10 protein-coding genes are annotated in these 11,909 nt (G+C 67.5%); 7 read left to right on the top strand and 3 right to left on the bottom strand.

The window, feature by feature from the left end; translation table 11 throughout:
• Window positions 1-71 precede the first annotated feature (71 nt).
• Window positions 72-536, bottom strand: coding sequence for a gamma-glutamylcyclotransferase (locus ACFWU5_RS16975; protein WP_379246372.1), 465 nt, complete (start codon window positions 534-536; stop codon window positions 72-74).
• Window positions 537-757: 221 nt separating this feature from the next.
• Between ACFWU5_RS16975 and ACFWU5_RS16980 the strand changes: the two genes are divergently transcribed.
• From ACFWU5_RS16980 to ACFWU5_RS17005, 6 genes are all read left to right on the top strand, one after another.
• Window positions 758-2,158: an NAD(P)H-quinone dehydrogenase gene (locus tag ACFWU5_RS16980; RefSeq protein ID WP_379246374.1), complete on the top strand. Its 1,401-nt coding sequence runs from the start codon at window positions 758-760 to the stop codon at window positions 2,156-2,158.
• Between the two features lie 278 nt (window positions 2,159-2,436).
• Window positions 2,437-3,441 carry a hypothetical protein gene (locus ACFWU5_RS16985; RefSeq protein ID WP_379246376.1) on the top strand — a complete coding sequence of 335 codons (1,005 nt, stop codon included), beginning with the start codon at window positions 2,437-2,439 and terminating at the stop codon, window positions 3,439-3,441.
• A 70-nt stretch (window positions 3,442-3,511) separates the two neighbouring features.
• Window positions 3,512-5,158, top strand: coding sequence for a hypothetical protein (locus ACFWU5_RS16990; protein WP_379267871.1), 1,647 nt, complete (start codon window positions 3,512-3,514; stop codon window positions 5,156-5,158).
• Window positions 5,159-5,249: 91 nt separating this feature from the next.
• Window positions 5,250-6,428: a PLP-dependent aminotransferase family protein gene (locus tag ACFWU5_RS16995; RefSeq protein WP_379246380.1), complete on the top strand. Its 1,179-nt coding sequence runs from the start codon at window positions 5,250-5,252 to the stop codon at window positions 6,426-6,428.
• 41 nt (window positions 6,429-6,469) lie between these two features.
• Window positions 6,470-6,940 (top strand): hypothetical protein, encoded by a 471-nt coding sequence (locus ACFWU5_RS17000; protein ID WP_379246381.1) that lies wholly within the window; start codon window positions 6,470-6,472, stop codon window positions 6,938-6,940.
• Window positions 6,933-7,328, top strand: a complete 396-nt coding sequence (locus tag ACFWU5_RS17005; RefSeq protein WP_379246383.1) for a hypothetical protein — start codon at window positions 6,933-6,935, stop codon at window positions 7,326-7,328. The genes ACFWU5_RS17000 and ACFWU5_RS17005 overlap by 8 nt, the downstream gene beginning before the upstream one ends.
• Before the next feature lie 17 nt (window positions 7,329-7,345).
• On the opposite strand, the gene glpK is transcribed toward ACFWU5_RS17005, so the two are convergent.
• The gene (gene glpK / locus ACFWU5_RS17010; protein ID WP_379267872.1) at window positions 7,346-8,842 is read right to left on the bottom strand and encodes a glycerol kinase GlpK; all 1,497 of its coding nucleotides are present in this window, start codon (window positions 8,840-8,842) and stop codon (window positions 7,346-7,348) included.
• A gap of 375 nt (window positions 8,843-9,217) precedes the next feature.
• Here glpK and glpD point away from each other — a divergent pair, with 375 nt between their 5' ends.
• A complete protein-coding gene (gene glpD / locus ACFWU5_RS17015; RefSeq protein ID WP_379267873.1) occupies window positions 9,218-11,008 on the top strand; it encodes a glycerol-3-phosphate dehydrogenase in 1,791 nt (596 codons plus the stop codon).
• Window positions 11,009-11,124: 116 nt separating this feature from the next.
• Here the strand turns inward: glpD and ACFWU5_RS17020 are convergent, their stop codons facing one another.
• Complete coding sequence (locus ACFWU5_RS17020; RefSeq protein ID WP_379267874.1) at window positions 11,125-11,907, bottom strand: Fpg/Nei family DNA glycosylase; 783 nt, start codon at window positions 11,905-11,907, stop codon at window positions 11,125-11,127.
• Window positions 11,908-11,909 lie beyond the last annotated feature (2 nt).

Consider the following 11,909-nt stretch of genomic DNA (forward strand, 5'->3'; position numbering starts at 1 on the left):
GCTCCCTATGGGTCGCAGGTGGGGGCTGGGAGTGCGGTCATGGGGGATTTGGGGTTTGCGGGGTGGGTGGCTCAGGCTGAGCCTGGGCCTACGTTCTTGCTGTTTCTGGTGCGCAAGGAGTGGACGTAGTCCTCTGGGGCGCCTGCTTTTTCGGCGGCGTCGGCGATTACTCCGATGTAGCGGGCCGAGGGGAGGCCGCCTTCGTAGGAGTCCAGGACGTACAGCCAGGCGAGGCGGGACTCGCCTTGGGTGCCGGTGACTCGGATTCGGATCTTCTTGTGGATTCCGAAGTCGGAGCCCTCCCAGCGGTCGAGGCTGTCCTCGTCCTCGGGAGAGACGTCGTAGAGCACGACGAATACCCGCGAGCCGGGGTCCTCGACGACGGTGGCCAGCGGGCCTTCCCAGCCGATGTCGTCACCGGCGAAGGTCAGGCGCCAACCCTCCAGCCACCCGGTCCCGGACATGGGCGAATGCGGGCAGCGTTCCAGCATCTGCGTCGAGTCCATGTTGGACCCGTAGGCGGCATAGATCGGCACCATGGAACTGTAGCCAATAACCGGCGCACAATTACTGTCTCCCACCCAGATCGGCTGACCGTCACACTTACCGACCACAGATGACGTGGCACAGAACACGCGCGCTGTTGTTCACCGATCCGACCCTGGCACGTCACAGTGCACCTGAAATGATGGGTCGACAGCACGGACGGGCCCTCACAAGGGGCAGTTCGATCAGGCGAGCACAAGGAGCGTGACTGGTGGCACGAATTGCGATCATCGGCGGTGGACCGGCTGGATACGAGGCGGCACTGGTAGCCGCCCAGCACGGGGCGTCGGTGACCCTGGTCGACGCCGACGGCATCGGCGGTGCCTGTGTGCTGTGGGATTGCGTGCCGTCGAAAACCTTCATCGCCTCGACGGGTCTGCGCACCGATCTGCGCCGCGCGCGCGACCTGGGCATCAACATCGACGCCGATCAGGCCAAGGTGCATCTGCCCGAGGTGAACGCGCGTGTCAAGGCGCTGGCGTTGGCGCAGTCCTCCGATATTCGCACCAAACTGCAGGCCGCGGGCGTTCGACTACTTCCCGGTTACGGTGAATTGGTCGGTCCCGCACCGGGTTTGGCGCATCAGGTGCGTGCCACGTTGCCCGACGGCAGCACCGAGGAGTTCGAAGCGGAGGTCGTGCTGATCGCCACCGGTGCCAGCCCGCGCGTGCTGCCCGGCGCCGAGCCCGACGGTGAGCGCATCCTGAACTGGCGTCAACTTTATGACCTGGAAGAGCTGCCCGAAACCCTGGTCGTGGTCGGATCCGGTGTCACCGGCGCCGAATTCGTGTCCGCGTACACCGAGATGGGCGTGCGGGTGAAGCTGGTGTCCAGCCGCGACCGCGTGCTGCCCGGCGAGGACGCCGACGCGGCGCTGGTGCTCGAGGAAGCGCTGGCCGAACGCGGTGTGGAGCTGGTCAAGCACGCGCGCGCCGACGCGGTCGAGCGCACCGCCGATGGCATCGTGGTGAAGCTGTCCGACGGTCGCACCGTCACCGGTTCGCACGCGCTGATGACCGTGGGCTCGACCCCCAACACCCAGAACCTGGGCCTGGACCGGGTCGGCATCGAACTCGATCGCGGCGGATACCTTCGCGTGGACCGGGTTTCGCGCACCTCGGTGCCCGGCATCTACGCCGCGGGCGACTGCACCGGTCTGCTGCCGCTGGCCTCGGTGGCCGCCATGCAGGGCCGCATCGCGATGTACCACGCGCTGGGCGAGGGCGTGAGCCCGATTCGGTTGAAGACGGTGGCCTCGGCGGTGTTCACCCGCCCGGAGATCGCCACGGTCGGGGTCAGCCAGACCGCGATCGACGAGGGTGAGGTGCCCGCGCGCACGGTGATGCTGCCGCTGAACACCAACCCGCGCGCGAAGATGTCGGGGCTGCGCCGCGGCTTCGTCAAGATCTTCTGCCGTCCCGCCACCGGTGTGGTGATCGGCGGCGTGGTGGTCGCGCCGATCGCCTCGGAACTGATCCTGCCGATCGCGCTGGCGGTGCAGAACAATCTGACCGTGGCCGACCTGGCGCAGACGTTCTCGGTGTACCCGTCGCTGACCGGTTCGCTCACCGAAGCCGGGCGTTTGCTGATGCGCCACGACGATCTGGACTGACTCCGCCAGGCGCCGGATGCTGGGGTTTTCAGGTTCGAAATGTGTTGTTCGCCAACGCTACTCACCCGAACTCGGTAAACCTCACATCCGGCGTTCGCGCAGGCGGAGCCCAGAAGACGCGAAACCTACTGCTGCGTTGCCTGTCTCGCGCTCATGTGGTTGACTCACGGCCGAGGCGTGATCATCTGTGGTCGCGTGGTGGATGCAGTGGGGGATTCCCTCCGGGAAAGGGATTACGAAAAGTGAAGCATCGTAAGCCGAGTCGGGCGCAGCGAGCGATGGCAAGCACGTCGTTGCCTCTTGCTGCCGCGGCGGCAGTAGCAACTCTTCTCGCGGCACCGGCCGGCGCGGTCCCCAGTGACCAGCCGACCACTCCTGCCACGCCGGCTCCTGCGCAGCCGGGCCAGCCTTCGGCTGAAGTAGAGACCCCGGAGACTCCCACCCCGGAGACCCCGGAAAGCGTCAAGCCCAAGCCGGGCGAGACCAAGCCGACCCCGGCCCAACCGGGCGTCACCAGCCCCGCGCCGGGTCAGCCGGAGCAGGGCACCCCCACCAAGCCGACGCCGAGCCAGCCGGGCGTCACCAGCCCGCGTGTCGCGCCGCTGCCCGTGCCGGGTCAGACCGCCCAGGGCACCGACAAGCCCGCGGTGCAGCCGGAGCGCACCGACGCCACGCCCGACCAGCCGGGCACCACCAAGCCCGAGACCGTCACGCCGACCCGTCCGGGCCAGCAGACGCAGCCGACCGTGCCGTCGGGTCAGGGCGAGCAGGCCGAGGTCGAGTCCCCGGACACCCTCATCCAGGAACCCAAGGCGCCGGAATGGCAGGCCCCGCGCCTGGCCAACGCGCCCGCCGCGCCCGTAGTCGAGATGGAAGGCCCGCACCAGGAAATCGGCGCCACCATCGACGGCGCGGGCATCCTGGCCAACACCCACCACTACAACAACGCGTCGGGCTACGTCGGCACCGTCGGCTACCGCGCGCCCGGCGGCGGCTTCGGTGACGCCGGTGTGTCGGTGGAGTACATCGGCGAGAACTCGGTCAAGGTCACCACCTTCAACGGTGGCGACGGCCGCGCCGACAACACCACGGTGACCGTGCTCGACACCACGCAGGCCAACCTGGCCAAGGCCGCGGTCGAGAACTGGATCAAGGCACAGCCGGGTGGCACCGCCGCACTCGAGCAGGCCGCGAAGGCTACACTGCCCGTGCCGGGGGAGCTGCTTCAGACGGTGAACGTCGCGGGTGTGAACACCCAGTGGGGTGGCTCGCTCCAGTACTGACACGCAGTACGTCGTGTGGGGCGGTCGCATTCGACCGCCCCACACGTGTGTCCTGGGGAAAGGATTGGACGTGGGCACCGAAGGTGACAACAACGAGCGCGGCGATCGACGACCGGCCGCGGAATTCGGTCCTCCCGTAAGCGATTTCGGGCCACCGGTCGACGACGAAGGTTTCGGCGGGCCCGTGCCTGTTACGCCGCCGCCCGTGCCGACCGGGGTTCCCGAGTTGGGGTGGCGGCCTGCTGGTCCGCCCGCTGGTGGGCCTGCAGCGGGTCACTCCGGTCCGCCCGTTGGCGGGGGTGCTGCTCCCGGTCCGTTCGGTCCGCCCGCTGGTGGGCCCGGTCCCTCCGGTGCGCCCGCAGGTCCGCCTGCCGGCGGGGGTGCTGCTCCGGGTCCGTTCGGTCCGCCCGCTGGTGCGCCCGCGCCAGGTCCGTTCGGTGCGCCGGTCGCGGGTCAGCCACCCGTTGCGCCACCGCCCGCTGGGCCGTTCGGTGCGCCCGTCTCGTACAACACGATGCCGCCGGGTCCGCCCGTCGGCCCGCCGCGTCAGTCCGGTCCTACACCGCAGGCGCCACCCCGATCTCCCGATAATCGACGCTCCGCCCCCACCTCGGTCTTCGGTGACGCGGTAGCCACGCCTCCGCCCGCCCAGTCCGGGCCTCGCCAGGCCGCCCCGTTCGGCGGTCCGACTCCGGGTGGTCCGCCCTCGGCCGACCCCACTGTCCGGTTCGGTGGGAAGCAGGGCTCCGGTGACGCGGTAGGCACGCCTCCCTCCGCCCAGTCCGGGCCTCGCCAGGCCTCCCCGTTCGGTGGTCCGACTCCGGCTGATCCCACTGTGCGATTCGGTGGGGAGCAGGGCTCCGGTGACTCGGTGTTCGGTGATTCCGTGCCGGTGACGTCCGGTCGTGAGCTCACCGAGGTGATCCGTCGCGGTCGCCCCGATCCCAAAAAGCCCGCGTCGCAAGGACCTTCGTCCGAAGTGCCGCCGGAGCCGGTCCGTCCGCCCGACGGCACGCGCACCCCGCTGTTCGCCGACGAGCCGAAGCCGGCAGCCGACAAATGGTGGGACGCCGACGATGACGGCGCGATCCCGAAGCCGCCCGCCGAGCCCGGCTTGTCGTGGGCCGACGACCCGATCGCGCGCCGCCTCGCCCCGAAGACGCCGACCACCCCGCCCCCCGCGGAACCCGAACTCGACAGCAAGCGGATGCGCTGGATCATCGGCGGCGTGGCCGCGGCGGTGCTGCTGGTGGTGGCACTGGTGTTGACCATCGGCTTGGTCAAGCGCGGCGGTGGCGCCGATCCCGGCGTGACGGCCGCGCCGGTCACCTCGGCCGCCTCCGCGACCGAATGCCAGTCTGTCGCAGAACAATCCGTCACCGTCGGTAACGGCCCGGGCGACACCACCACCGGCGCCAGAGCCATCCTCGGCTTCCAATACGCCTTCTACACCGACCGATCCGGCGCCAAGGTGCGCGAGTTCGTCGCACCCGACGCGGAGAACATCTCACCGGCGGAGACGATCCAGCAGGCGATCGACGGCCAGATCCCCGCGGGCACCACACACTGCGTGAAGATGCGCGAAACCACCGTCGGCCGCTATGACGTGGAGTTGCGCGAAATGCACCCCGATGGTTCCGCGGTGGTCTACAAGCAGGAAATCATCACCACCAACACCGATGGAAAGTGGCAGGTCAAGTCGATCACTGCCCGATAGCATCTCACTGCATGAGACGATAGTTTCACATTCTGGCGGACGCTATGCAATCGTAGGATGATTGCTTCCCTTGGCGTCCCCGGAGGTTCCCATGTCGCTGACCACTCCCGCCCTGGCGGGCAAGCTCGCAGGCCTACAGAGCTCAGCGATCAGGGACCTGCTGAAACTCACAGCCCGCGACGACATCATCAGCCTCGCGGGCGGCCTGCCCGACGCCGCCCTGATGCCCCGCGAACGCATCGCTCTCGCCGCCGAGACCGCCCTGCGTAGTTCGGCGGTCCTGCAATACACCGAGTCATCCGGCTGGCCCGCGCTGCGTGAGGTGATTGCCGCACGCGAGTCTGCCAAGATCGGCCGCGCCGTGCCCGCAACGGAAGTCTTCATCACGCACGGCTCCCAACAGGCCCTGTCCCTGCTGGCTGAAGTCCTACTCGACCCCGGCGCCCTCGTGATTGTCGAAGACCCCGCGTATGTCGGTGCCTTGCAGGTCTTTCGAGCCGCGGGCGCCCGAATCGTCGCCGTCCCACTGGATTCCGACGGCATGCGCCTGGACATCCTCGAAGACCTCCTGGCCGCAGGCGAACGCCCCGCCGTCGTCCACACGGTCTCGAATTTCCACAACCCCGGCGGCGTCACCCTCGCCCCCGAACGCCGCCGCCGACTCGCGGAACTCGCGCAGGCCCACGGCTTCTGGATCATCGAAGACGACCCCTACGGCGAACTCTGGTTCGACCAGCCCACGCCCGCGCCGGTCGCCTCGTACTCACCCCAGGTGATCCGCCTGTCCAGCGTCTCCAAAATCCTGTCCCCTTCCCTGCGCGTCGGTTGGATGATCGCCCCCGAAAAAGTCTGCCGCGCAGTCGAACTCCTCAAACAGGGCGCCGATCTCTGCGGCTCGGCTCTCACCCAGCAGATCGCCACCGACCTGCTCTCGGACACCGATTGGCTTGCATCGCACATCAATTCGATCCGAACCACCTACGGCACCCGGGCTCGAACCCTTACCTCCGCCCTCCACGCCACCTTCGGCACCCGAATCCACTGCACAGCCCCCATCGGCGGCATGTTCATCTGGGCCGACTTCACCGACAACACCAACACCACCACCCTGCTCCCCAAAGCCCTCGAATCCGGCGTCGCCTACGTCCCCGGCGCGGCCTTCGCGGTCGCCGACACGGGGCACAACGCCCTACGGCTCTGCTTCACAACATCGGACGAGCAAACCCTCCTAGAAGCGGTCACCCGACTGTCGAAGGCTGCAGCGGTCTAACGACCACGGGCTATCTGCCATAATCCTGCTAGAATCATGGCATGGTGATGTTTCAGGTCAGCGATCTAGCGGGCGCGCGCCGCCGTGAGTTCCTCGACGAGGCCAAACGCTCGTCGGCGTCGCTGCGCGATACCGACGGATCTGTGCTGATCATGCTCGCGGCACAGCGGATCGCCGCTCTGCACGAAGCGGTTGCCGTCACCACCCAACTGTTCACGGCCGAAGCGGTGCTGGCGCGGACCTCCTCGCCCACCCCGGTCGAGCTCGGCGGCCTGGCATGGCTCGCAGAGTTCGACCCTGACGACCGGGCCGAAGCGTTGGCCGAGATCCGAAACGCCGTTGTCCTGACGGTGGCATCGGAAGACCCGGAACCGCTGCGGGAGGCGTTGCACGCGTGGGTCACGACAGCAGCGGTCATGCGCGACTCGGCCCGTCGCGCGGTGCACATCGGTTCAGTAGAGGATTCAGAGTTCGTCGAGGTGGATGCACCCCGTTCGAGCGACAATGGCTGACCCCGAGCCAGGAGCGTATCGGCCCTTCGTCGCAGCGCGCTCGCCCGGCGGTCGACCCGGCACCAAACCGATGTACCGAGTTCTGGTGCACCGGCAATACCTCGACGTGTGGAACGGACTGGCCGACCGGGTCGGAATGACATCGGCTCAGCAATTCTGGGAACACGTCTCGGCAACTCCTGGCAGGCCACCTTCGGTCGGATCGTCGACCGTTCTACGCGGCAAACACCACGGCCCGAAATGGGCAGGCTATTCACGCACCATCCACTACGAGATCAGCGGCGCCGGGCGAATCGATTACCAGTACTGCAACGACACTGAGGAAGGCGATAGAGGCGACGCGCATCCGGTGGTCAAGATTCTGACCATAGATCTCGGCAGCCATTGAATCCGTTGCGCGGTTTCTCAGGCCCAGTTGTAGGTGCGTTCTACGGCTTTGTTCCAGTCGGCGTAGCGGTGGGTTCGTTCCTTTTCGGACATTGTGGGGGTCCAGGTTTGGTCGGCTATCCAGTTGGCTCGCAGGTCCTCGAGGTCGGACCAGTAGCCGACTGCTAGGCCTGCGGCGTAGGCGGCGCCCAGGGCGGTGGTTTCGCGGACTACGGGGCGTACTACGGGGACGTCGAGGATGTCGGCTTGGAATTGCATGAGCAGGTTGTTGCCGGTCATGCCGCCGTCGACTTTGAGGGTGGTCAGTTCCAGGTCCAGGTGTTGCGCGGCGGCGTCGGCTCGCATGGCGTCTACTACTTCGCGGGTTTGGAAGGCGGTGGATTCCAGTGCGGCTCTTGCCAAGTGGGCTTTGGTGACGAAGCGGGTGAGGCCGGCGATGACGCCGCGTGCGTCGGGGCGCCAGCGGGGGGCGAACAGGCCGGAGAACGCGGGGACGAAGTGGGCGCCGCCGTTGTCTTCGACGGTGCGGGCCAGGGGTTCTACTTCCTCGGCGGAGGAGATGATGCCGAGGTTGTCGCGCAACCATTGGACCAGGGAGCCGGTGACGGCGATGGATCCTTCGAGGGCGTACACCGCGGGGGTGTCACCGAGTTGGTAGCAGGCGGTGGTGAGCAGGCCGTGCTTGCTGAACACCGGTGTGGTGCCGGTGTTGAGGAGCATGAAATTGCCTGTGCCGTAAGTGTTTTTGGCTTCGCCGGGGGACAGGCAGGCTTGGCCGAAAGTCGCGGCTTGCTGGTCGCCGAGAATGCCCGCGACGGGGACGCCTTCGAACGGGCCGGAGACGACGTCGGCGTAGACCTGCGACGAGCTGCGGATCTGGGGCAGCAGCGACATCGGGATGTCGAAATCGGCACAGATCTGCGAATCCCATTGCAGGGTCCGAAGATCCATCAGCATGGTGCGCGACGCATTGGTGACGTCGGTGAGGTGTTCACCGGTCAACTTCCACAGCACCCAGCTGTCCATGGTGCCGAAACACAGGTCGCCGGCTTCGGCGCGTGCGCGCACGCCCTCGACGTTGTCCAGGATCCAGCGCAACTTCGGACCGGCGAAGTAAGTCGACAGCGGCAGGCCGGTGCGGTCCGCATAGCGTTGCGGCCCTTGATCACCCGCGAGTTCTGCGCAGAGTTGATCGGTGCGCGTGTCCTGCCAGACGATCGCGTTGTACACGGGCTCGCCGGTGACCCGGTCCCACACGAGGGTGGTCTCACGCTGATTGGTGATTCCGACCGCCGCCAGATCCCCGGCCGAGCACCGACCGTTGCCCAGCGCCGCGCCCAACACCCACTCGGTATTACGCCAGATCTCCGCCGGATCGTGCTCCACCCAGCCCGGCTTGGGGAAGATCTGCCGATGCTCCCGCTGCGCGGTCCCGACGATCCGACCCTGCCGATCGAAGATGATGCACCGACTCGACGTCGTCCCTTGATCGATGGCAGCCACATAGCGACGCATTGCTGCAGGTTACCGAATGCGAGGCGTCCGGCTGACAGCTTTGTCGTCGGCGACCAGCGGTACAGCGGGTTGTCGTCGACAGGCGTCAAAACAATCGTGATGGTCGCCCGCTCATCGCACCCAGATGTTGGAGCCTCACCAGCTCCGGCCACGGCGCGCGGAGGTCGCGGATCGGGGCGAATGTTGGGGCCCGGCACATCCCCCGGCCGTTCGGTTCGGTCAGGCCGCCGAATTTCGTCCACACGCCCCGCCGAACGCGTCCCGCGCGCTGGATGCCCACTACGTTTAGCCTGTACGCAGCGGCGCCGGGTTCGCGGCGCCCGCCCCACTGTCGGCTGGGACCGGCCGAATTCGGTCGGCGGCGAGGAGTCGAGCATGTCGCAGACACCGGAGTTTCCGTTCCTGCACCCGGGTGAGTTGGTGGCGGGCGGGAAGCGGGACCGGCTCGGGCCGGGGGTTCTCGGCCCCGAACATCGGCGTACCGCCTGGGAGCGGCTGGGTAAGGATCAGTTCGACGTGCTGGTCGTGGGCGGTGGCGTGGTCGGCGCGGGTATCGCCCTGGATGCCGCGACGCGCGGGCTTTCGGTCGCGCTGGTCGAGGCTCGCGATCTCGCGTCGGGCACGTCGAGTCGCTCGTCGAAGATATTCCACGGTGGCCTGCGCTACCTCGAACAGCTCGAGTTCGGCCTGGTCAAGGAGGCGCTGAAGGAACGTGAGCTGGCGCTGTCGACGTTGGCCCCGCATCTGGTGAAGCCGTTGCGCTTCCTGTACCCGCTGACCCATCGCGTGTGGGAGCGGCCGTACGTGGCCGCGGGAATCGCCCTGTACGACACCATGGGTGGCGCGAAATCTGTTCCGGGACAGCATCATCTGACCAGGCACGGTGCGCTGCGGCTGGCACCCGGACTGCGCCGCGACTCGATGATCGGCGGCGTCACCTACTACGACACCGTCGTCGACGATGCCCGCCACACCATGACCGTCGCGCGTACCGCCGCCCACTACGGCGCGGTCATCCGCACCTCCACCCAGGTCGTCGGCCTGTTGCGCGAAGCCGACCGGGTCGTCGGCGTGAAGCTGCGCGACACCGATGACGGGCGCACCGCCGAGGCGCGCGCGAGCGTGGTGATCAACGCGACGGGCGTGTGGACCGACGAGGTGCAGGGTCTGTCGAATCAACGCGGGCGTTTCCATGTGCGTGCGTCCAAGGGTGTGCACATCGTGGTGCCGCGCGACCGGATCGTCAGCGACGCCGCGATCATCCTGCGCACCGCCACCTCGGTGCTGTTCATCATCCCGTGGGGTGCGCACTGGATCGTGGGCACCACCGACACCGACTGGAACCTCGACCTCGCCCACCCCTCCGCGACCAAGGCCGACATCGACTACCTGCTCGACCGGGTCAACGAGGTGCTGGTCACCCCGCTCACCCATGCCGACATCGACGGCGTCTACGCGGGCCTGCGTCCGCTGCTGGCAGGCGAGAGCGACGAGACGTCCAAGCTTTCGCGCGAACATGCCGTGGCTCGCGTCGCGCCCGGTCTGGTGAGTATCGCGGGCGGCAAGTACACGACCTACCGGGTGATGGCGGCTGACGCGATGAACGAAGCGGCACAAGACATTCCGGCGCGGGTGTCGCCGTCGATCACCGAAAAGGTCGCGTTGCTTGGCGCCGACGGGTACTTCGCGCTGGTCAACCAGACTGTGCAGCTCGCGCAGCACTACGGCATCCACCCCTACCGGATGACGCACCTGCTCGACCGCTACGGCTCCCTGGTCGACGAGGTGCTCGACATGGCGGCGGGCAAACCCGAACTGCTGCAACCGATTACCGATGCGCCGGCCTACCTGCAGGTGGAGGCGGTGTACGCGGCCGCCGCCGAGGGTGCGCTGCACCTGGACGACATCCTGGCTCGTCGGACGCGGATCTCCATCGAATACCCCGACCGTGGCGCCAACAGTGCCGAACAGGTCGCCCACCTGGTGGCGCCCGTACTCGGTTGGGACGCAGACGATGTCGACCGCGAGATCGCCACCTATCAGGCGCGCGTGCGAGCCGAGATCGAATCGCAGACCCAACCCGATGACAAGTCCGCCGACGCGCTGCGGGCCGCCGCCCCCGAACCCCGTCCGCAATTGCTGGAACCGGTGCCGCAGGAGCGGTGAACACCGGCGTAATCGACCACTTCGACCTCGAATAGGCCGAAATCGCGGGGTAAACGATGCGAAGTGGGCGATTACGCCAGTTGTCCAGAGGAAGGACGCAGACGGCCGGAATCGGGTCAGCTTGTTTGTGGACTGGGTTGGCAGCGGGGGCAGAAGTAGATTCCGCGTTCTCGCTGGGTGATGCGGTCGGCGGGGTCGTCTTCGCCGAGCAGTTGGGAGGCGATGGCCGTGCCGCAGCGGGGGCAGGGGCGCCGGGTTCGGCCGTAGACCAGGGGGCGCCACGGGGGTTGGTGGGCGGCTTTGCCCAGGACGCGGTGGGATTCGTCGACCAGGGCGGGGAGGTCGGGGATGTCGCCGACGGGGGTGGCGGGGTGGATTCGGCGCAGGAAGCAGATCTCGCTGCGGTAGATGTTGCCGATGCCTGCCAGGTTGCGCTGGTCGAGCAGGGCGAGGCCGATGGCTCGGCGGGGGTGTTCGGTGAGGTTGTGCAGTGCCTGTGTCGGGTCCCAGTTCGGGCCGAGCAGGTCGGGGCCGAGGTGGTCGATGACGGTGTGTTCGTCGGCGCGCTGGAGTACCTGCACCTTGCCCAGTGAAAAGCCGACCGCTTCGACCTCGTCGTTGGCCAGCACCAATCGGGCGGTGACCCGCGGTTTGGTCCAGCGTTGGCCGCAGTGGAAGACCCGCCACTCGCCTTCCATTTTGAGATGGGTATGGATGCTCAGGCGGTCGGTGCGGATGAACAGGTGCTTGCCGTAGCTGGCGACTTCCTCGATGAGGTCGCCGACCATGTTCACCGTGGCGAATCGAGGTACTCGAAAGTCGCTGCGCGTCAGGGTTTTTCCGACCAGGGCCGTGCGCAGCCGTTCCGCGGTGCGGAAGACGGTGTCGCCCTCGGGCATCG

It is taken from the genome of Nocardia sp. NPDC058640 (genome assembly GCF_042716995.1).
GTDB lineage: Bacteria > Actinomycetota > Actinomycetes > Mycobacteriales > Mycobacteriaceae > Nocardia.